Consider the following 20,216-nt stretch of genomic DNA (forward strand, 5'->3'; position numbering starts at 1 on the left):
TATGGCACCGCCGCTTTTGAAGCTCGACGGGATTCGGCTTACCTTCGGCGGTGCTCCGCTGCTCGATGGGGCATCCCTTATGGTCGGTCCGGGGGAGCGTATTGCGCTTGTCGGGCGCAACGGTTCGGGCAAGTCGACACTCCTCAAAATCGCCGCCGGCTTTGTGGAGCCGCAGGACGGAGAGGTGTTCCGGCAGCCGACTTCCACCATGCGCTACCTGCCGCAAGCGCCCGACTGGCAGGGTTTCGCGACTGTGCGCGCCTATGTGGAGGCTGGTTTGGGGCCGGCCGACGATGTAAACCGCGTCGCGCTCGTCCTCGATAAATTGGGCCTTACCGGCGAGGAGGCTCCCGCTTCCCTTTCGGGAGGCGAGGCCCGGCGCGCCGCGCTCGCCCGTGTGCTCGCGCCAGAGCCCGACCTCCTGCTTCTCGACGAACCTACCAACCATCTCGACCTCGCCACCATTGAATGGCTGGAGGACGAGTTGCAGCGCTCTTCATCGGCCGCCGTGATCATCTCTCACGACCGGCGCTTCCTGGAGACCGTTAGCCGCGCCACGGTTTGGCTCGATCGCGGGAGCACGCGCCGTCTCGAAAAGGGCTTTGCCTTCTTCGAGGACTGGCGTGACAAGCTGCTGGAGGAGGAGGAGAGGGAGCAGGAAAAGCTCGGGCGGCAGATTGCCCGGGAGGAGCACTGGCTGCGCTACGGTGTGACCGCCAGGCGCAAGCGAAATGTGCGCCGTCTCTCCGGGCTTCAGGAATTAAGGGCACGCCACCGTGGTTACCGCGGCGCAGAAGGCCTCGCCACTATCAAGGCGAGTGATGCCGCCCTTTCCGGGAAGCTGGTGATCGAAGCCAAGGGCGTGACGAAAAGCTTCGGTGACCTCGCAGTTGTGAAGGATTTTTCAACCCGCATTCTGCGTGGCGACCGCGTGGGCCTGGTCGGTCCCAACGGGGCCGGCAAGACCACTCTGCTCAAGCTGCTTACCGGCACGCTGGAGCCGGATGAAGGAACCGTCCGGCTCGGCGCCAATCTGGATATTGCCACGTTGGACCAGAACCGCGCTGCGCTCGACCCCAACGAGACGTTAGCCCACTTCCTTACCGACGGTCGAGGAGAGACCGTCGTCGTCAATGGCCAGGAGCGGCATGTCGTCTCCTATATGAAGGATTTCCTGTTCAAGCCGGAACAGGCGCGCACCCCGGTCCGTGAACTGTCGGGTGGGGAGCGGGCGCGGCTCGTGCTGGCGCGCCTCCTCTCGCGCCCTGCCAATCTTCTCGTGCTGGACGAGCCTACAAACGATCTCGATATGGAAACGCTCGACCTTCTGCAGGAACTGGTGGAAAGTTTTCCAGGTACTGTTTTGCTTGTCAGCCACGACCGCGATTTTCTGGACCGCACGGTGACGAGCACCATCGCGCCGGTGGGCGAGGGCCGCTGGATCGAATATGCGGGCGGCTATTCGGATATGATGGCCCAGCGGAAAGGGGAGGAACTCGAGCGCCGCAAAATGCGCGCCGCTCAGAACCCCTCGCAAAAGCCGGAATCCCGGTCCGGGCCGCAGCAGCAGGGTGCGAAAAAGCTCTCCTACAAACAAAAATTCGCGCTCGAGACCTTGCCCGGGGCAATCGAAGCGCTTGGAGAAGATGTGGCGCGGCTGGAGGAAAAACTGGCTGATCCACTGCTTTACTCGCGCGATGCCGCCGCCTTCTCCCGGCTCTCGAAAGAACTCGATGAAAAGCGTTCCGAGCGCGCGCGGCTGGAGGAGGAGTGGCTGGAGCTCGAAATGCTGCGGGAGGAAATCGAGGGCCGGTGAAGGATAGCGATGAAGCTTTCTTCACGCGATGATAACCGGCACCATCGATAGTATGGCTCGATGAGCGAAGAGTTTCTCGTTACCGCAAAACCTGAACTGCTGAAGGCGCGCGCAGAATGGCTTTCTTCTCTGAAGGAGGAGAGACGGCTGGCCCCGCTGACGCTTGATGCCTATGAGCGCGATACGAGGCAGTTCCTGCAATTCCTGACGCGTCATGGCGGCGGCGCTCCGGGCCTTTGCGATATCGCTGCGCTGCGTCCAGCGGATCTGCGAGCCTTTCTCGCCGCGCGCAGGATTGATGGCGCAGGCGCGCGCACGCTGGGCCGAGGTCTTGCCGGGGTTCGCTCCTTTCTCCGCTTTCTTGAAAAGCGGGGGCTCGCCAATGCTGCCGGCGCCGGAGCGCTAAGGGCCCCCCGCGCGCCCAAGGGACTGCCGAAACCATTGACCGCCGCGGACGCAAAGCGTGTCACCTCCGGTGAGGGCCAGCTTGCGGAAGAGCCTTGGATCGCGGCCCGCAACGCCGCCGTTTTTGCGCTGCTTTATGGCTCGGGCCTGCGCATTGGCGAGGCCCTGGGCCTTAAAGGAGTGGATATCGCGGCGCTCCGCAGCGGCTCGCTGAGGGTGACCGGCAAGGGCAGCAAGACGCGGGTCGTGCCGGTCCTGCCGGTTGTGGGAGAAGCCGTCGCCGAATACCAGCGCCTTTGTCCGTACCATTTGGAAGCCGAGGCGCCGCTTTTCCGCGGAGCACGCGGCGGCGCATTGCAGCCCGCTATTATCCAGCGTGAGATGCAGAAGATGCGGTCCGCGCTCAACCTGCCGGATACGGCAACACCCCACGCGCTGCGTCACTCCTTTGCAACGCATCTTTTGGGCCGTGGTGGTGATTTGCGCGCGATCCAGGAGCTATTGGGTCACGCAAGTCTCTCGACGACGCAAGTCTATACAGCCGTCGACACCTCTCGGTTGCTCGAAATCTACGAAAATGCGCATCCGCGCCCCTGAGCGGCCAATTTCGCCTCTTTCCCGCGTTATCGGGTGAGCGCATGAAAAAGCATCTTGTCCGTTTCCGCCGCCTCTGGTGGCTTCTGCCTGCCTGCCTGAGCGGATTCCTACTGGCGTTCGCGCCGGCGGAACATGCACGCGCAGAAGAGATTGCCTGCACGGGCACGGACCTGGTGGGGCAGCTTGCCGAAAAAGACCCGGCGCTGCTGCGCAAAATCAAGGACGAGGCCGCGGCAATTCCCAACGGCAAGGGGCTTCTCTGGCGCGTCGAGAAGGACGGAATTGCTCCATCCTACCTGTTCGGCACAATGCATCTGACCGATCCGCGGGTGACTGAGCTGCCTGCCGCGGCGAAAGGCGCTTTCGCCGAGGCTAAGACGGTGGTGATCGAGACCAAGGACATCCTGGACAGGAATGCAATGATGGCCGCAATGGCCGAAAAGCCGGAGCTGATGATGTTTTCCGGGAAGGAGAATCTTGCGGATCATCTGACGCAGGAGGAGCGCGAGAGTGTCGAAAAGGCGCTGAAAGAGCGCGGTATGCCCCTGGGAAGCGTCCTCAAGATGAAACCCTGGATCCTCATATCCCTGGTCTCGCTGCCTGAATGCGAGCTTCAGCGGCAGCGGCAGGGACTGCCTGTGCTCGACGCCAAAATTGCGCAGGAGGCGAAGGCCGAAGGCAAGGAGGTGGCCGGGCTCGAAACGGTTTCGGAACAACTCGCCGCCATGGCTTCGCTGCCCGTGGAGCTGCACATTCAAGGGCTCGTGGGTACGCTCGCCCTGGGTGACCGAATGGATGACCTGATCGAGACCATGGTCTCGCTCTATCTGGCAGGAGAAACCGGGATGTTTCGGCCGGCGCTTGGTCAACTTCTCCGGATCGAGGGACAGGAGGAAGCAGATTATGCGGCCTTCGAGAAGCGAATGGTGGAGATGCGCAATTATGTGATGGCAGAACGCGCTGAACCGCTGCTCGAAAGCGGCAGTGCGTTCATCGCGGTTGGTGCCATGCATCTGCCGGGCGAAACAGGGCTTGTGACCTTGTTGCGGCAAGCCGGATACCGGCTACAGCCCGTCGATTAGCAAACGTTGCGGCGGGAAGCGGAACCCTCTGTGGCCATACGGCGTTAAATGCCTAAAGGAAAACGGAGATTGGTTCCGATGGCTAATTATGACCGACCAACGAACGCGCCGGAAAACGATCCGCGTGTAAGCCCGGCCAGCGCACCGCCCACGGCCAACCAGACCGTCGTGCGCTCTGGAAGCGGGAGCACTTTCATCGTAGCGGCGGTTCTGGCCGCCATTCTTGTGATTTTGCTCCTAGCCTTCGGTCGATCCTCCTTCTTCGGAGGCGGCGATGCGGATGTGGTTCCTGGTGATCAGGACACCATCGTCGTACCCGAGGGTGGCGACAACAACACAACGGTTACCCCGGCGCCCGGCGGCACGACCGGAAGCGCACCTGAAACCACTGCCCCCAGCACTCCAGATACCGGCGGCACTACCGGCACGACCGAAAGCGCTCCTGCGGCCCCAGAGGGCGGCACAACCGCGCCTTCAGCTCCGAGTGCGCCCGCGGAATAGGCAAGGACTTGGATTATCAGGAATGGCCGCGGACAGCCGCGGCCATTCTTTCGATTGAAATGCCGGTCAGGAGTGGATCGGCTTGTAGAACGTGGCGAGAGCCGCTTCCTTCACTGCTTCCGACATGGTCGGGTGCGCATGGCAGGTGCGCGCGAGATCCTCGGAGGAGCCGCCAAATTCCATCAACACCGCTGCTTCGTGGATCATTTCTCCGGCGCCGAAGCCAAGGATGTGGACGCCCAGCACGCGGTCTGTCTTCTTATCGGCAAGCACCTTCACGAAACCGTCCGTGTGCAGCATCGAGCGGGCACGGCCGTTGGCGCTGAAAGGAAACTTGCCGGCATTGTATTCGATCCCGGCCTTCTTAAGCTCCTCCTCGGTCTTGCCGACCGAGGCGACTTCGGGACTCGTGTAGACGACGGACGGGATGACATCATAATTCACGTGGCCCGCTTGGCCCGCGATGATCTCGGCTACGGCAACACCCTCGTCCTCCGCCTTGTGGGCGAGCATGGGACCAGTGATTACGTCGCCGATGGCGTAGATGCCGGGCACATTGGTGCGCAGGTGTCCATCGGTCTTGACGCGGCCGCGCTCGTCTACCTCAACGCCTGCCTCCTTGAGGCCGAGGCCGTCGATGTAGGGCTTGCGGCCGGTGGCGACCAGCACGACATCCGCATCAATGGTTTCGGCCTCGCCGCCCTTGGCCGGCTCAAAGGTCACGGAGGCGCCGCCCTCAGTCTTGGCTATGCCGGTCACCTTGGCGCCGAGCTTGAACTCGAAGCCCTGTTTGGCAAGCATGCGCTGGAATTGCTTCGCGACCTCGCCGTCCATGCCGCCGAGGATGGTGTCGAGGTATTCTATGACTGTCACCTTGGCGCCCAGCCGCGACCAGACTGAGCCGAGCTCCAGCCCGATCACGCCACCGCCGACCACGACCATTCGCGCGGGTACGGCGGGAAGTTCCAAGGCGCCGGTGGAAGAGACGATCACTCTCTCATCGAAATCGACGTCTACGCCGGGGATGCCGGCGACATCCGAACCCGTGGCGATAACGATGTTTTTCGTCTCGACCGTCTGCTCCTTGCCATCCTCGCCCGTGACGACAACCTTGCCAGCGGCGGCAATCCGCCCGGCACCACGGAAAACGTCGATTTTGTTCTTCTTAAAAAGAAAATCGAGACCCTTGACGTTCTGATCGACCGTCTTTTCCTTGTGGGCCAGCATTTTTTTCAGGTCGAGTTTCGGCGTGCCGACGTCGATGCCAAGATCGGCGAATGAATGTCCCGCCTCAGCGAACATCTCGGTGGCGTGCAGCAGCGCCTTTGAAGGGATACAGCCCACATTGACGCAGGTGCCGCCGTGGTTAGTCCGCTTTTCCACGACTGCCGTTTTCAGGCCAAGCTGGGCGGCCTTGATGGCGCAAACATAGCCACCCGGACCGGTTCCGATCACGACCACATCATAGGTGTCGGGCATGGAAGTCCCTCACTTGTCTTGGTGAAATGGGGCAGGCTTAGAGGTCAAGCACCAGGCGCTCGGGATCCTCGAGCACATCCTTGACGCGGACGAGGAAGGTGACGGCCTCCTTGCCGTCGACGATGCGGTGATCGTAGGAGAGCGCCAGATACATCATCGGGCGGACAACGATCTGGCCGCCCACGACCATCGGGCGCTCCTGGATCTTGTGCATACCTAAGATGCCCGACTGCGGCGCATTTAGGATCGGCGTCGACATAAGCGAGCCGTAGACGCCGCCATTGGAAATGGTGAACGTGCCGCCCTGCATATCGGCCAGCGCGAGCTTGCCGTCACGGGCTTCCGCGCCGAGACGGCCGATTTCCTTCTCGATTTCAGCGATGGTCATGCGGTCGGCGTCGCGCACCACCGGAACCACGAGCCCACGTTCCGTGCCGACGGCCACGCCGATATGGCAGAAATTTTTGTAGATGATGTCGGTACCGTCGATCTCGGCGTTAACAGCCGGGATTTCCTTCAGCGCATGACAGACCGCCTTGGTGAAGAAGCCCATGAAGCCAAGCTTAACGCCATGCTTCTTCTCGAACAGGTCCTTGTACTTCTTGCGCAGGTCCATGACTGCCGTCATGTCCACCTCGTTGAAGGTGGTCAGCATGGCGGCGTTGCTCTGCGCGTCCTTGAGGCGGCGTGCAATCGTTTGACGAAGGCGCGTCATCTTCACGCGCTCTTCACGCACCTCATCTTCCGGCGCTGAAGGCGCGCGGGCAACTTTCGGAAGTTCAGCCGGCTGGCTGGGCGCGCCACGCCCACCACGCTCGATGGCGGCGAGCACGTCGCCCTTCAGCACTTGGCCGTCCTTTCCGGAGCCGGCCACTTCGTCAGTCGAAAGCCTGTTCTCGGCCAAAAGCTTAGCGGCGGAAGGTGCGGGGGGCCGCTTGCGCTCCTCGATCGGCGGCTCGCCGCCCACATTCGCCGTCTTTTCGATGGCCTCGCCGGTGCTGCCCGCGCCTGAAGCGCCAGCCGCCTGGGCCACCGCTTCCTTCTTTTCCCGAGCGGCGGGAGCAGCCTTGGCTGGAGCTGCCGCAGCACCCTCCCCGATGGAGCCCAGGAGGGCGCCGACCTCAACGGTGTCGCCTTCCTTTACGGCAATTTCCTGCAGCGTGCCCGCGGAGGGCGCCGGCACTTCCACAGTCACCTTGTCGGTTTCGAGTTCAACCACCGGCTCGTCGGCGGCGATCGCGTCGCCGACCTTCTTAAACCAGCGGCCGATGGTGGCCTCGGTAACGGATTCGCCCAGGGTAGGAACGCGAATTTCGGTAGCCATTGTTTTTCCGTGTTTTTCCGTTGGTTCTCAGGTCGTTGCGATCAGCCCAACGCGTCTTCAAGGAGCTGCCCAAGCTGTTCCAGATGCTTGGACATCAGCCCGGTGGCGGGCGAGGCGGATGCCGGCCGTCCCGCATAGCGCACGCGCTTGTTCTTGGCTTCGATGTGCTGCAGCACCCATTCCAGATACGGGTCGATGAACGACCAGGCGCCCATATTCTTGGGCTCTTCCTGGCACCAGACCATCTCCGCGTTACGGAAACGAGACAACTCGGTGATCAGCGCCTTGGCCGGGAACGGATAAAGCTGCTCGACGCGCAGCAAATAGACGTCGTTGATGCCACGCTTCTCGCGCTCCTCGTAAAGGTCGTAATAGACCTTGCCCGAGCACATCACGACGCGGCGGATCTTCGAGTCTTTTACGAGCTTGATCGGTTGGTTCTGCAGTGACTGCGCATCATCCCACAGCAGCCGGTGGAATGTGCTTTCACCCGACATTTCCGCGAGTGTCGAAACCGCACGCTTATGGCGCAGAAGCGATTTCGGCGTCATCAGGATGAGCGGCTTGCGGAAGTCACGCTTAAGCTGCCGGCGCAGAATGTGGAAATAGTTGGCGGGGGTGGTGCAGTTCGCCACCTGCATATTGTCTTCAGCGCACAGCTGCAGGAAGCGCTCAAGACGCGCCGAGGAATGCTCCGGCCCCTGGCCTTCATATCCGTGCGGCAGAAGGCAGACGAGACCAGACATGCGCAGCCACTTGCGCTCTCCCGACGAGATGAACTGGTCGAATACGACTTGGGCGCCGTTGGCGAAATCGCCGAACTGGGCTTCCCAAAGGGTCAGAGCCCGCGGCTCCGCAAGTGAATAGCCGTATTCAAAACCGAGCACCGCCTCTTCCGAAAGCATCGAATTGATGACGTCGTAGTAGGCTTGCTGCGGGCCAAGATGGTTGAGCGGGATGTAACGGTTCTCGTCGCGCTGATCGTAGAGCACCGAGTGGCGCTGCGAGAAAGTACCGCGTTCTGAATCCTGGCCGGAGAGGCGGACAGGATTGCCTTCGATGAGGATCGACCCGAAAGCGAGCGCTTCAGCCGTTGCCCAGTCGATGCCCTCGCCGGTCTCGATCATCTGCTTGCGATTTTCGAGGAAACGCCGGACTGTGCGGTGGACCTCGAAATCGGCGGGAACTTCCGTCAGCTTCTTACCGATTTCCTTGAGCGTCTTCACCGGAACGGCGGTCTTGCCGCGGCGCTGCTCGTCCCCGTCGTCGGCCTTCTTCAGGCCCGACCAGGCACCATCCAGCCAGTCGGCCTTGTTCGGCTTGTAGGATTGGCCCGCATCGAACTCTGCTTCCAGCGTTGCCCGCCACTCGGCCCTCATCTGATCGATGTCGTCCTTGGTGACCAGGCCTTCGTCGATCAGCTTCCTGGAATAGACCTCCACGGTGGTCGGATGCGACCGAATGGTCCGGTACATGATCGGCTGGGTAAATGCCGGTTCGTCGCCCTCATTGTGGCCGAAGCGGCGGTAGCAGAACATGTCGATGACAACCGGCTTTTGGAAAGCCATACGGAATTCGGTCGCGACCTTGGCCGCATAGACCACCGCTTCCGGGTCGTCGCCGTTCACGTGGAAAATCGGCGCCTCGATCATCTTCGCCACATCGGAAGGATAAGGCGAGGAGCGAGAGAAGCGGGGATTCGTCGTGAAGCCGATCTGGTTATTGATGATGACATGCACCGTTCCGGCGACGCGATGGCCACGCAAGCCGGAAAGGCCTAGGCATTCCGCCACGACACCCTGGCCGGCGAAAGCAGCGTCGCCATGGATAAGCAGCGGCATCACACGTGAGCGCTCGGCAAGCGGGATGATCTCCTCGCGCGTGCGGCCGAAGAGCTGATCCTGCTTGGCGCGGGCCTTGCCCATTACCACCGGATTAACGATCTCCAAGTGTGACGGATTGGCCGTGAGCGACAGATGCACCTTGTTGCCGTCGAACTCTCGGTCGGATGATGCGCCGAGGTGATATTTCACGTCTCCGGAACCTTCCACCTCATCCGGGGTGAAGGAGCCGCCCTTGAACTCGTGAAAGATCGCGCGGTGCGGCTTGCCCATGACCTGGGAAAGCACGTTGAGGCGCCCACGATGGGCCATGCCAAGAACGATTTCCTTGAGGCCCAGCTGGCCACCGCGCTTGATGATCTGTTCGAGCGCGGGGATAAGCGATTCACTTCCGTCGAGGCCGAAGCGCTTGGTGCCCTTGTACTTGACGTCCAAGAACTGCTCGAAGCCTTCCGACTCGATCAGCTTCTGCAGGATCGCCTTCTTGCCGTTGGCCGTAAAGGCCACGCCCTTGTCCGGTCCCTCGATACGCTCCTGGATCCAGGCTTTTTCCTCGGGATTGGAAATGTGCATGAACTCCACGCCGAGCGTGGAGCAATATGTGCGCCTCAGGATCGCCAGCATCTCTCGGATGGTGGCGGTCTCGAGCCCCAGCACATTGTCGATGAAGATCGGCCGATCGAAATCCGCTTCCGTAAAGCCATAGGCTTCCGGCGAGAGCTCATTATAGTCCTCCATCGGCTTGGCGAGGCCGAGCGGATCGAGATCAGCGTGCAGGTGGCCCCGCATGCGGTAGGCGCGGATCATCATGATGGCGCGCACCGAATCGCGTGTGGCGCGCTGCAATTCCGCCTCGGAGAGAGATATGCCGCCTTCGGCTGCTTTCTTCTTCAGCTTTAGGTCGATGTTTCCTTCAAGGGCGCCCCAGTCGCCGTCGAGCGCCGAGACCAGCTCGCCATTGGCGGTTAGCGGCCAGCCCTTCTGCTTCCAGGAAGCGCCCCTGGCACTTTTCTTCACATCGGCTGCATTGTCCTTGAGCTGGCTGAAGAAGGTGCGCCAGTCATCGCTGACGGAGCTAGGATCGCTCTCATAGGATGCATAGAGATCCTCGATATAGGCGGCATTGCCACCATAGAGGAACGAAGTAATGGAAAAATCCTCATTGGCCTGGTTTTGCCGTGCCATCTTTTCTTAACCGGATTCCTGCCCGGTCTCCTTCTTCAGGGTGAACAGTGAGCGGTGATTGGCGAAAAAGGGAAACCTCACGAGCCGGCTCACGCCGACGATGAAATTTCTCAACTCTCATTTGCGCCTGCTATTCACCATTCACTATTCACCAATCCTTAATTGCCTCTGACAATGTCTGGCCAAGGCGCGCCGGAGAGGGCGATACCTTGATGCCCGCCCGCTCCATCGCCTCAATCTTGTCCTCCGCGCCGCCCTTGCCGCCGGAAATCACGGCGCCGGCATGACCCATGGTGCGGCCCTTTGGAGCCGTGCGGCCGGCGATAAAGCCCGCCATGGGCTTTTTGCGGCCGCGCCGCGCTTCGTCCATGAGGAACTGCGCGGCGTCCTCTTCAGCCGAGCCGCCGATCTCACCGATCATGATGATGGACTTGGTTTCGTCATCTGCCAGAAACATTTCGAGGATGTCGATGAACTCGGTGCCTTTCACGGGGTCGCCGCCAATGCCCACGGCCGTGGTCTGGCCCAGGCCCTCATTGGTGGTCTGGAATACCGCTTCATAGGTAAGCGTGCCGGAACGCGAAACAACACCCACCGAGCCCTTCTTGAATATATTGCCCGGCATAATGCCGATCTTGCACTCCTCGGGCGTCAGAACGCCGGGGCAATTCGGCCCGATAAGGCGCGATTTCGACTTGTCGAGCTTTGCCTTGACGTGAACCATGTCCATCACCGGGATGCCTTCGGTGATGCAGACGATGAGGGGGATTTCCGCCTCGATCGCCTCGATGATAGCGGCGGCGGCCCCTGCAGGCGGCACATAAATGACCGAAGCGTCTGCTCCAGTCTTCTCCTTGCCTTCCGCAACGCTGGCGAAGATTGGCAGCTCCGCCGCGCTGTCCAGCCCGCTGCGCCAGGTCTCTCCGCCCTTCTTGGGGTGAATGCCGCCGACCATCTTCGTGCCGTAATAGGCGAGCGCCTGCTCGGTGTGGAACGTGCCGGTCTTCCCCGTCAGCCCCTGAACGAGAACCTTCGTGTTCTTATCGACGAGAATGGACATGTCTTATCCTGAATTCTGTTTGGGGGATGCGATTCGCCGGGGCGTCAGCTCTTCACCGCCGCAACGATTTTCTTGGCAGCATCGTCGAGATCGTCGGCCGGGATCACGTTCAGGCCGCTTTGCGAGATAATTTTCTTGCCGAGATCGACATTGGTGCCTTCGAGACGAACCACGAGCGGTACTTTCAGGCCCACTTCCTTCACAGCGGCAATCACGCCTTCCGCAATCACGTCGCAGCGCATGATGCCACCGAAAATGTTGACGAGAATGCCCTTCACGTTCGGGTCGGCCGTGATGATCTTGAAAGCGGCCGTCACCTTCTCCTTGGAGGCGCCGCCGCCTACGTCGAGAAAGTTGGCGGGCTCGGCGCCGTAGAGCTTGATGATGTCCATGGTCGCCATGGCCAGGCCCGCGCCATTCACCATACAGCCGATATCGCCGTCCAGCGCCACATATGCGAGGTCGTATTTGGAGGCCTCGATCTCCTTCTCGTCCTCTTCGGAGGTATCGCGCAGCTCGACCACGTCCTCGTGACGGAAGAGCGCATTGTTATCGAAGGAGACCTTGGCATCGAGAACGCGCAGGCGACCGTTCTGCATGACGATCAGCGGGTTCACCTCCAGCAGGCTCATGTCCTTCTCGGTGAAGGCCTTGTAGAGGATGGGAAACAGCGTCTCGCCGTCCTTTGCCGCCGCGCCGTCGAGCTTGAGCGCGGCATTGAGCTTCGTTACGTCGTCGTTCGTCACACCTCTTTCGGGGGCGATCGCGAGCGTCAGAATCTTCTCGGGTGTTTCCTCGGCAACGGCCTCAATGTCCATCCCGCCTTCGGTGGAGACGACAAAGGCCGGGCGACCCACGGTACGATCGATGAGGATCGAGAGATAAAGCTCCCGGGCAATATCGGCGCCGTCCTCGATATAGAGACGGTTTACCTGCTTGCCCTCGGGGCCGGTCTGTTTGGTGACGAGCGTGTTGCCCAGCATCTCCTTGGCGTTCGCCACGACCTCCTCGATCGATTTGGCGAGCCGCACACCACCCTTGGCGTCAGGCGAAAGCTCCTTGAACTTGCCCTTGCCGCGTCCGCCTGCGTGGATTTGGCTTTTCACCACGTAAAGCGGTCCGGGCAGCTTCTTCGCCGCTGCTTCCGCCTCCCCGCTGGTGAAGATGGCTACGCCCTGGGCTACGGGCGCTCCGTAGCCGCGGAGAAGCTCCTTGGCCTGATACTCGTGGATGTTCATCGAGAGAGGCTCCTAGTTCTTCAAGCTCGGGGCGATATCGCCACACGCTTTGCACAGCCCCTCGACAGAGGCCACCGAGTTTTCGAACATCTTCTGCTCGGTCTTGTTCAGGTCGATTTCGATGATGCGCTCCACGCCGCCGGCGCCGATCACCGTCGGTACGCCCACATAGAGGTCCTTCACGCCATATTGACCAGACACATGGGCAGCGCAGGGCAGAACGCGCTTCTTGTCTTTCAGATAGGCTTCCGCCATTGCGATCGCCGAGGAGGCTGGAGCGTAGAACGCCGAGCCGCTCTTCAAAAGGCCGACAATTTCCGCGCCGCCGTCGCGCGTGCGCTGCACGATCTGGTCGATTTTCTCCTGCGTCGTCCAGCCCATCTTCACGAGATCCGGAATTGGGATACCGGCGACGGTGGAATAGCGGATGAGCGGCACCATGGAATCGCCGTGTCCGCCCAAGACGAAACCGGTCACGTCCTCGACCGAGACCTTGAACTCCTCCGCCAGGAAATAACGGAAGCGGGCGGAGTCGAGCACACCCGCCATACCCACCACATGGCTTTTCGGCAGGCCGGAGAACTTCTGCAGCGCCCAGACCATGGCGTCGAGCGGATTGGTGATGCAGATCACGAATGCGTTCGGCGCGTATTTCTTGATCCCGGCCCCGACCTGCTCCATCACCTTGAGGTTGATCCCCAGGAGGTCGTCACGGCTCATGCCAGGCTTGCGCGGCACGCCAGCGGTGACGATGCAGACATCCGCCCCCTCGATCGCGGCGTAGTCGTTGGTGCCAAGAAACTTGGCGTCAAAGCCTTCGACCGGCGCGGATTCCGCGATGTCGAGCCCTTTGCCCTGCGGAATGCCTTCGGCGATGTCGAAGAGAACTACGTCACCAAGTTCCTTAAGGCCGACGAGATGGGCAAGAGTGCCGCCGATCATGCCTGAGCCGATGAGAGCGATTTTGTGGCGAGCCATTTGGTGAAATACCCCTTTCAGAAGCGCCGGAACCTTGCCGAGAAGTCCGGCAAAATTGCGAGGGCAATAGCCGGTCAAAAGTCCCGCATGCCATAATGCCGCAGCAAAACAAATTCAACCGATTCTTTTGAAGGCAATTTTTTCAATCGTTTAGATGGTTCTGCATTTACGTAAGGGTAAGCTTATTTCCCATCGTGCCGCTCAAATTCCGCTCGTGGCAGCGCAGGCGGCCAATCACCGCTCTGCATTTCGATAAGGCGAGAGGCCGTTCTGGCGAATTCGAACTGCTCCGTTCCCGTATGAGCCCGATATAGTTTGTCCGGCTCTTTCTCCGCCGACACGAACAGACGCTTCTGATTGTCATAGAGGGTATCGATCAGCAGGATGAAGCGCTTGGCTTCGTTTCGATTGGAATAATCCATGGCTGGCACATGATCGATGAAGATCGTGTCGAAATGATCGGCGAGCGCCATATAATCACGGGCGCCAAGAGGTTTGCCGCACAGATCCGCAAAGGTGAAACGGGCCGCCAGACCCGCCGCTCGCGGAACGACAACGGCTCGGCCCTTTACGACCAGGCGCTCCTCGCCTTCTTCCTTTCCCTCGGTGACCGCCAGCCATGCGTCATCCATCGCCCGGTCGGCGGCAGGTCCCAAGGGCGTAAGATAAACCGGCAGCCGATTGAGCTTCTCCAGCCGGTAGTCCATCCCGGAATCCAGCCGCATTATCGTCGCGTGTTCCTTCAGGACGTCAATGAAGGGTTCAAAGAGGCCGCGGTTGAGACCATCCTTGTATAGCTCGTCCGGAGCCACGTTTGAGGTGGCCACGAGCACCACGCCTTCAGCAAACAGAGCGGAGAAGAGCCGGGAGAGGATCATGGCGTCTGCGATGTCCGTCACGCTGAACTCGTCGAAGCATAGGACCCATGCTTCCTTCGCAAGTGCGGCCGCAACGGGCGGGATGGGATCTGCTTCACGAATCTCACCGCGCCTCAACGCCGCGCGATGGCGGGCGATGCGGTCGTGAACATCCGCCATGAATGCGTTGAAGTGGATACGCCGCTTGCCCCGTACGGGCAGAACCTCAAAGAAGAGGTCCATGAGCATGGTCTTGCCGCGCCCGACCCCTCCATAAATATAGAGCCCGCTCACGGGCTCCCTGTTGTTCCGGCCTCTGGCGAACAGCCAGCCCAATGCACTGGACTTGCGCGCCAGACGGTGCTCTGCAATGCGTTCGATCAATGCGTCGAGAGCGGCCGCGACTTTCTCCTGCTGCGGGGCGCGGGTAATTGCGCCGGTTTCCACCATATCCGCATAGCGTAGCGCGACCGATGAATGGGTTTTAACGTCACGCAGGGACATGGTGAAAGCAGACCTCGTTCGTCTTCGGCAAGCGGGCGCGCGCCCGCATCAGCTAGCGCGAGACGGAAACCGGCGTGCCCCCCGTTGTCGTGCCGTCGAGCCGGCCTCCTCCGCTCGAATATAGACGCGCGACGGTGTTGCCGCTTTCGTCATACATGACGACCTGATTGCCGGAGAGATCCCAGGCGCGCATGTTCGCGAGCTCGTTTGAACATCCGCGCGTACCGCCGCGCGACGAATTCCCGTATTTCGTGAGCGTAAGGAACATCTGGCAAGACGACCCGCCGGAATTCACCGTCCAGGAGCCGAGCAGGCTGTTCTTTTCGATCGGTGCAGCGGAAGCAGCCGCGGCGGCCTGTGCACCAGGGTCAACGGCCGCGACATCAGTGCCAGTCTGACCGGGCGTTGTCGGCTGCATGCCCGGTTGAACCGGCGGCGGGAGCTGGCTGCCGACGACGGTGCCCGAGGGAGCGGCCGGCAAGGGCTGCGGCGCGCGCGCGGATACCGGATTGAGCCGGTCCGATTGGCAGCCCGCCACTGCAAGGGCCAGAAAAGAAATCGCGAAAACTTTGGTTTTCGAGTGCGGCATTCCTCTCTCCGTTGTCGGCCTACCCGGTGACGCCTTGGCTGATCTATCCAGGCGAGGTCAGAAAACTATCACAAACATCCATAGTTAAGAACCGGTTATCGAAAAGGAATTTTGTATAACCGGAACTGACCAGGAAAGAACGCGTTAAGGCCTTGATCCCGATGAGCGAGGATTCCTAATGCTGAAGTGGATACTCATTCTTCTGATCGTGGCGGCTGTTGCGGGTCTGCTCGGAATGCACAGCTTGGCCGGAGCAGCCATGACAGGAGCCAAGATTCTCATCGCGATCGTCCTAATTCTGTTTCTTCTCGCCGTACTCGGCATCATAGCAATTGCCTGACGCCGTCTGGTAATTCTTGCCGCGATCCGCCATATAGGCCCCGAACCCTGGATCGATCGGGACTCCTATGGCGGAACTGGCGCAATTCGCGAAGATGAACGGGCTTGGCAATGCCATCATCGTTGCCGATATGCGCGGCAGGGCCGATCGCGTGCGCCCGGAGGCTGCGCAGCGCCTTGCCAGCGATCCCGCCACTCATTTCGATCAGATCATGGCGATCCATGATCCGCGCCTTGAGGGCACGGAAAATTACATCGAGATCATCAATTCCGACGGCAGCGTGGCGCAAGCCTGCGGCAATGGCATGCGCTGCGTCGTGCAGAGGCTCGCTGCGGAAACCGGCCGACCAAGCTTTACCTTTGAAACGATTGCTGGCGTGCTGAGTGCAGAAGAGCACGCGAACGGCCTGATATCCGTCGATATGGGTAAGCCTCGTTTCGGCTGGCAGGATATTCCTCTTGCAGAAGAATTCCACGACACGCGCAAGATTGAGCTGCAAGTCGGCCCCATCGACAAACCGGTGCTGCACTCGCCGTCCGTAGCCTCGATGGGCAATCCACACGCGATCTTCTGGGTCGAGGACGATCCATATTCCTATGATCTGGAACGCTTCGGGCCGATGCTCGAAAACCACCCCATCTTTCCCGAGCGAGCCAATATCACCATTGCCCGCGTGGACTCGCCGGAGGAGCTGACCATGCGCACATGGGAGCGGGGCGCAGGCCTGACGCTCGCCTGCGGCTCGGCCGCTTGCGCGGCCGCCGTTTCGGCTGCGCGCACCGGGCGCACCGGGCGGGGCGTCAAGGTGAACCTGCCTGGCGGTTCGCTCGAAATACTCTGGCGCGACGATGACCATGTAATCATGACCGGACCGGCGGAATGGGAGTTCTCTGGCCGTTTTGATCCCGCTACCGGTGCTTGGGAGCGCGAGACGGAAGGGGCCGCCTGATGTCGGTCGATGTCCTGACCTTTGGCTGCCGGCTTAACGCATACGAATCCGAGGTGATCCGGCGCGAGGCCGAAGCTGCCGGCCTCTCCGCGCTCGAAGGCGGCGCGGTGATCGTCAACACCTGCGCCGTGACGGCGGAGGCGGTGCGCCAGGCGCGACAGGCAATACGAAGGGCGAGGCGCGAGAACCCGGACGCACGCATCATCGTCACCGGATGCGCGGCGCAGACTGAGCCCGGAACCTTCGGCTCCATGGAAGAGGTGGACCTTGTTCTGGGCAACGAAGAGAAGCTGAAGGCCCACAGCTATCGCGCTTTGCCCGATTTCGGGGTCAACCAGTTCGAGAAGGTGCGCGTCAACGACATCATGGAGGTGCGCGAGACCGCCTCGCACATGGTGGATGCCATCGAGGGGCGCGCCCGCGCCTTCGTGCAGGTGCAGAACGGCTGCGATCATCGCTGCACCTTCTGCATCATCCCCTATGGCCGCGGCAATTCCCGCTCGGTGCCCATGGGTGCGGTGGTGGACCAGGTGCGCCGGCTGGTCGAAAACGGCTATGCCGAGGTGGTGCTCACCGGCGTGGACCTGACCAGCTTCGGTGCCGACCTGCCGGGAAGCCCGAGGCTGGGCAAGCTGGTGCGCACGATCCTTGCTCAGGTGCCGGACCTGAAGCGGCTGCGCCTCTCCTCCATCGATTCCATAGAGGCCGACCAAGACCTGATGCGCGCGCTTGCCGAGGAAGCGCGGCTCATGCCGCATCTGCATCTTTCCCTGCAGGCGGGCGACGACATGATCCTGAAGCGCATGAAGCGGCGGCACCTGCGCGCCGACTCGATCCGCTTTTGTGACGAGGTGCGGCGGTTGCGGACCGATATTGTCTTCGGTGCGGATATCATCGCCGGCTTTCCTACCGAGACGGAGGCGATGTTCGAAAACTCGCTCAGGATCGTTGAGGAATGTGGGCTGACGCACCTGCATGTCTTTCCGTTTTCGCCGCGCAAGGGCACGCCGGCATCGCGTATGCCGCAACTGCCGCGCAATACTGTGAAGGAGCGGGCGGCGCGCTTGCGCGCGGCGGGTGACGCCGCTTATGCAAGGCATCTTGCTTCTCTCGAAGGAACGCGCCAGCGGGTCTTGGTCGAGCGGGAGGGCTTGGGCCGCACCGAGGGTTTCACGCTGGTTGCGGTCGAGGGAGGCAAGCCGGGCGAAATCGTCGAAAGTCTCATTACCGGCCATGACGGCGAACGGCTGACAGCAACGCCGCTGCTGGAAGCGGCTTGAGGATCTGAGAGGCCAATGGCATTCGGCTTCATCAAGAAAGTCTTTTCCTTCGGCAAGAAGGAGGTCGAGGAGCGGACTGAACCAGCCGAAGCCGCTTCTGCCGATGCGCCGGCGGTTGAACCGAAGCCCGAAATCCAGCCTGCGACTCCAATCCAGCCGGAACCTGAAAAGCCGGCCGAAATACCGCCTGCGCCAGAGCCGCCGGCACCGCGCGAACCGACGGAGCCGTCGCCTCCTTCGCCCGAGATACCGCAGCAGCCCGAGCCGGCGCCTTCTCCCGCGCCTGGCGAGCCGGTCATTCCCAAACCGGAGATTCCCGAACCTTCTCCCGACCTGCCGCCTGAGCTACCGGAGCCACCGCAGGAGGTGCCGCAACCGGCTCCAGAGCAACCGCCAGGTCCCGCGCCGGAAATTCCGCAACCCTCGCCGCCTTCGCAGCCCTCCGTTCCGCCTGAGGTTTCTGCGCCTTCTGTAGAGCCAACACCAAGCTCCCGCTTGGGGGAAGGATCGACCGGCGAGGCTGGGCGGGGCCGCGTCACCGTCTCGACTGCTGTCGAGCGCGCTGGCGAAGCAAAATCAGTGTCTGTCGTTGAAGAGCCTCGAAAACCCTGGTTCCAACGGCTGCGCGAAGGGCTCTACCGTTCCTCCCGCGAACTGCGCGACAACATTGCCGGTATCTTTCTCAAGCGGAAGCTTGACGAGGATACACTTCAGGATCTGGAAGACGTGCTGCTGCGCGCCGATCTTGGGCTGGAGACGGCTATGCGCGTCACGGATGCCCTTTCCGTCGGCCGCTACGGGAAGGATATCACCGGCGCCGAAGTGCAGGCGGTCATGGCTGAAGAGATCGAGAAGGTGCTGAAGCCGGTGGCCCTGCCGCTGGAGCTCGATCTTTCCCACAAGCCCCATGTAATCCTTGTGGTGGGCGTGAACGGCACAGGCAAGACGACCACGATCGGTAAGCTTGCGGCGAAGCTCGCCCAGGGTGGGCTCAACGTGATGCTGGCCGCAGGCGATACCTTCCGCGCGGCAGCGATCGAGCAGTTGAAGATCTGGGGCGAGCGTACCGGCTCTGCCGTAATCTCCTCCAGGCTGGGGGCGGACGCGGCTGGTCTTGCCTACGAGGCCTATGAAAAGGCGAAGGCTGCGGGCAGCGACGTTCTTATCATCGACACGGCCGGCCGCTTGCAGAACAAGGCCGAGCTGATGGCGGAGCTGGAAAAGATCGTTCGCGTGCTCGGCAAGCACGATCCGGAAGCGCCTCACACGGTTTTGCAGACGCTCGACGCCACCACCGGCCAGAACGCCCTTAATCAGGTCGAAATCTTCCGCAATGTTGCGGGTGTCTCCGGGCTGGTGATGACGAAGCTCGATGGCACGGCCCGCGGCGGCATCCTGGTGGCGATCGCCGCCAAGCACAAGCTGCCGGTCTATTTTATCGGTGTCGGCGAGGGTGTCGACGATCTGGAACCTTTTTCGGCAAGCGATTTTGCCAAGGCAATTGCGGGAGTAAGCTGAGTGGCGGACGAGAATACGATCTTCGAGCGCGATCCGTCTGATCCCAAGCGCAAGGAAATGAATTCGCTGCTCAAGCTGGCGCTTGAGCTCGGGCCGCTGCTCGTCTTTTTTTTCGCCAACACGCGCGGCGAGTGGCTGGTGGAGCGCATCCCGGCGCTTGGCAGCCTCGGCGGACCGCTTTTCATCGCCACTGCACTTTTCATGGCGGCGACGGCCATCTCGCTCACGGTCTCATGGGCGCTCACGCGCACGCTGCCCATCATGCCGCTCGTGTCCGGCATCGTGGTGTTCGTGTTCGGCGCGTTGACGCTCTACCTGCACAACGAAACCTTCATCAAAATGAAGCCCACTATCGTCAACGCGCTGTTTGCCACGGTGCTTCTGGGTGGGCTCGCCTTCGGAAAGTCCCTGCTTGGCTATGTCTTCGATTCCGCCTTCAAGCTCGACTCGGAAGGCTGGCGCAAGCTCACGCTGCGCTGGGGGCTGTTCTTCATCTTCCTGGCGGTTACCAACGAGGTGGTCTGGCGCTCCTTTTCGACCGACGCCTGGGTGGCCTTCAAGGTGTGGGGCATCATGCCCATTACCATCATCTTCACCATGAGCCAGATGCCGCTGATCATGCGGCACTCGCTGGAGGAGCGGAGTAAGGGAGTAGGGGAGTAGGCTCTGAACG

Annotated in this window: 17 protein-coding genes; 9 read left to right on the forward strand and 8 right to left on the reverse strand. The window is 61.3% G+C overall.

Annotated features, from left to right (window positions below; all coding sequences use genetic code 11):
* Window position 1: 1 nt before the first annotated feature.
* The 4 genes from GNP00_RS16735 (at window position 2) to GNP00_RS16750 (ending at window position 4,401) form a co-directional block, all read left to right on the forward strand.
* Window positions 2-1,816 carry an ABC-F family ATP-binding cassette domain-containing protein gene (locus GNP00_RS16735; RefSeq protein WP_011582716.1) on the forward strand — a complete coding sequence of 605 codons (1,815 nt, stop codon included), beginning with the start codon at window positions 2-4 and terminating at the stop codon, window positions 1,814-1,816.
* A 60-nt stretch (window positions 1,817-1,876) separates the two neighbouring features.
* Window positions 1,877-2,818, forward strand: a complete 942-nt coding sequence (locus tag GNP00_RS16740; RefSeq protein ID WP_011582715.1) for a tyrosine recombinase XerC — start codon at window positions 1,877-1,879, stop codon at window positions 2,816-2,818.
* A gap of 41 nt (window positions 2,819-2,859) precedes the next feature.
* A complete protein-coding gene (locus tag GNP00_RS16745; RefSeq protein ID WP_011582714.1) occupies window positions 2,860-3,900 on the forward strand; it encodes a TraB/GumN family protein in 1,041 nt (346 codons plus the stop codon).
* Window positions 3,901-3,978: 78 nt separating this feature from the next.
* Entirely contained in the window at window positions 3,979-4,401 is a 423-nt protein-coding gene (locus tag GNP00_RS16750; protein ID WP_049764839.1) for a hypothetical protein, read from the forward strand.
* A gap of 66 nt (window positions 4,402-4,467) precedes the next feature.
* Here GNP00_RS16750 and lpdA read toward each other — a convergent pair whose 3' ends face one another.
* From lpdA to GNP00_RS16790, 8 genes are all read right to left on the reverse strand, one after another.
* Entirely contained in the window at window positions 4,468-5,880 is a 1,413-nt protein-coding gene (lpdA, locus tag GNP00_RS16755) for a dihydrolipoyl dehydrogenase (protein WP_166016171.1), read from the reverse strand.
* A 37-nt stretch (window positions 5,881-5,917) separates the two neighbouring features.
* Window positions 5,918-7,204 carry a 2-oxoglutarate dehydrogenase complex dihydrolipoyllysine-residue succinyltransferase gene (odhB, locus tag GNP00_RS16760; RefSeq protein WP_011582711.1) on the reverse strand — a complete coding sequence of 429 codons (1,287 nt, stop codon included), beginning with the start codon at window positions 7,202-7,204 and terminating at the stop codon, window positions 5,918-5,920.
* Between the two features lie 41 nt (window positions 7,205-7,245).
* Entirely contained in the window at window positions 7,246-10,230 is a 2,985-nt protein-coding gene (locus GNP00_RS16765; RefSeq protein ID WP_011582710.1) for a 2-oxoglutarate dehydrogenase E1 component, read from the reverse strand.
* A 148-nt stretch (window positions 10,231-10,378) separates the two neighbouring features.
* Window positions 10,379-11,290, reverse strand: coding sequence for a succinate--CoA ligase subunit alpha (gene sucD / locus GNP00_RS16770; protein WP_011582709.1), 912 nt, complete (start codon window positions 11,288-11,290; stop codon window positions 10,379-10,381).
* A gap of 44 nt (window positions 11,291-11,334) precedes the next feature.
* Window positions 11,335-12,528 (reverse strand): ADP-forming succinate--CoA ligase subunit beta, encoded by a 1,194-nt coding sequence (gene sucC, locus GNP00_RS16775; protein WP_011582708.1) that lies wholly within the window; start codon window positions 12,526-12,528, stop codon window positions 11,335-11,337.
* A 12-nt stretch (window positions 12,529-12,540) separates the two neighbouring features.
* Window positions 12,541-13,506: a malate dehydrogenase gene (gene mdh / locus GNP00_RS16780; RefSeq protein ID WP_011582707.1), complete on the reverse strand. Its 966-nt coding sequence runs from the start codon at window positions 13,504-13,506 to the stop codon at window positions 12,541-12,543.
* Between the two features lie 182 nt (window positions 13,507-13,688).
* Window positions 13,689-14,867 (reverse strand): cell division protein ZapE, encoded by a 1,179-nt coding sequence (zapE, locus tag GNP00_RS16785; RefSeq protein WP_011582706.1) that lies wholly within the window; start codon window positions 14,865-14,867, stop codon window positions 13,689-13,691.
* 52 nt (window positions 14,868-14,919) lie between these two features.
* Window positions 14,920-15,456: a protease inhibitor Inh/omp19 family protein gene (locus GNP00_RS16790; RefSeq protein WP_011582705.1), complete on the reverse strand. Its 537-nt coding sequence runs from the start codon at window positions 15,454-15,456 to the stop codon at window positions 14,920-14,922.
* 178 nt (window positions 15,457-15,634) lie between these two features.
* Here GNP00_RS16790 and GNP00_RS16795 point away from each other — a divergent pair, with 178 nt between their 5' ends.
* The 5 genes from GNP00_RS16795 to GNP00_RS16815 all read left to right on the forward strand — a co-directional run bounded on the left by GNP00_RS16795 (window position 15,635) and on the right by GNP00_RS16815 (window position 20,206).
* Window positions 15,635-15,796, forward strand: a complete 162-nt coding sequence (locus tag GNP00_RS16795) for a DUF1328 domain-containing protein (RefSeq protein WP_011582704.1) — start codon at window positions 15,635-15,637, stop codon at window positions 15,794-15,796.
* Window positions 15,797-15,863: 67 nt separating this feature from the next.
* Window positions 15,864-16,745 carry a diaminopimelate epimerase gene (dapF, locus tag GNP00_RS16800; RefSeq protein ID WP_011582703.1) on the forward strand — a complete coding sequence of 294 codons (882 nt, stop codon included), beginning with the start codon at window positions 15,864-15,866 and terminating at the stop codon, window positions 16,743-16,745.
* A complete protein-coding gene (mtaB, locus tag GNP00_RS16805; RefSeq protein WP_011582702.1) occupies window positions 16,745-18,025 on the forward strand; it encodes a tRNA (N(6)-L-threonylcarbamoyladenosine(37)-C(2))-methylthiotransferase MtaB in 1,281 nt (426 codons plus the stop codon). The genes dapF and mtaB overlap by 1 nt, the downstream gene beginning before the upstream one ends.
* Window positions 18,026-18,040: 15 nt before the next feature.
* Complete coding sequence (gene ftsY / locus GNP00_RS16810) at window positions 18,041-19,543, forward strand: signal recognition particle-docking protein FtsY (RefSeq protein ID WP_011582701.1); 1,503 nt, start codon at window positions 18,041-18,043, stop codon at window positions 19,541-19,543.
* 57 nt (window positions 19,544-19,600) lie between these two features.
* Window positions 19,601-20,206, forward strand: a complete 606-nt coding sequence (locus tag GNP00_RS16815; RefSeq protein WP_049764957.1) for a septation protein A — start codon at window positions 19,601-19,603, stop codon at window positions 20,204-20,206.
* Window positions 20,207-20,216: the final 10 nt, after the last annotated feature.

The organism is Chelativorans multitrophicus (assembly GCF_011317445.1).
In the GTDB taxonomy this organism is placed as follows: domain Bacteria; phylum Pseudomonadota; class Alphaproteobacteria; order Rhizobiales; family Rhizobiaceae; genus Chelativorans; species Chelativorans multitrophicus.

What these genes read in the sequence shown, in the direction of transcription:
- GNP00_RS16815 (WP_049764957.1), top strand. Translation starts at nt 19,601, where the DNA reads ATGAATTCGCTGCTCAAGCTGGCGCTTGAGCTCGGGCCGCTGCTCGTC.
- sucC (WP_011582708.1), bottom strand. Translation starts at nt 12,528, where the DNA reads ATGAACATCCACGAGTATCAGGCCAAGGAGCTTCTCCGCGGCTACGGA.
- lpdA (WP_166016171.1), bottom strand. Translation starts at nt 5,880, where the DNA reads ATGCCCGACACCTATGATGTGGTCGTGATCGGAACCGGTCCGGGTGGC.
- zapE (WP_011582706.1), bottom strand. Translation starts at nt 14,867, where the DNA reads ATGTCCCTGCGTGACGTTAAAACCCATTCATCGGTCGCGCTACGCTAT.
- ftsY (WP_011582701.1), top strand. Translation starts at nt 18,041, where the DNA reads ATGGCATTCGGCTTCATCAAGAAAGTCTTTTCCTTCGGCAAGAAGGAG.
- GNP00_RS16735 (WP_011582716.1), top strand. Translation starts at nt 2, where the DNA reads ATGGCACCGCCGCTTTTGAAGCTCGACGGGATTCGGCTTACCTTCGGC.
- sucD (WP_011582709.1), bottom strand. Translation starts at nt 11,290, where the DNA reads ATGTCCATTCTCGTCGATAAGAACACGAAGGTTCTCGTTCAGGGGCTG.
- GNP00_RS16790 (WP_011582705.1), bottom strand. Translation starts at nt 15,456, where the DNA reads ATGCCGCACTCGAAAACCAAAGTTTTCGCGATTTCTTTTCTGGCCCTT.
- odhB (WP_011582711.1), bottom strand. Translation starts at nt 7,204, where the DNA reads ATGGCTACCGAAATTCGCGTTCCTACCCTGGGCGAATCCGTTACCGAG.
- GNP00_RS16745 (WP_011582714.1), top strand. Translation starts at nt 2,860, where the DNA reads ATGAAAAAGCATCTTGTCCGTTTCCGCCGCCTCTGGTGGCTTCTGCCT.
- dapF (WP_011582703.1), top strand. Translation starts at nt 15,864, where the DNA reads ATGGCGGAACTGGCGCAATTCGCGAAGATGAACGGGCTTGGCAATGCC.
- GNP00_RS16795 (WP_011582704.1), top strand. Translation starts at nt 15,635, where the DNA reads ATGCTGAAGTGGATACTCATTCTTCTGATCGTGGCGGCTGTTGCGGGT.
- GNP00_RS16750 (WP_049764839.1), top strand. Translation starts at nt 3,979, where the DNA reads ATGGCTAATTATGACCGACCAACGAACGCGCCGGAAAACGATCCGCGT.
- mtaB (WP_011582702.1), top strand. Translation starts at nt 16,745, where the DNA reads ATGTCGGTCGATGTCCTGACCTTTGGCTGCCGGCTTAACGCATACGAA.
- mdh (WP_011582707.1), bottom strand. Translation starts at nt 13,506, where the DNA reads ATGGCTCGCCACAAAATCGCTCTCATCGGCTCAGGCATGATCGGCGGC.
- GNP00_RS16740 (WP_011582715.1), top strand. Translation starts at nt 1,877, where the DNA reads ATGAGCGAAGAGTTTCTCGTTACCGCAAAACCTGAACTGCTGAAGGCG.
- GNP00_RS16765 (WP_011582710.1), bottom strand. Translation starts at nt 10,230, where the DNA reads ATGGCACGGCAAAACCAGGCCAATGAGGATTTTTCCATTACTTCGTTC.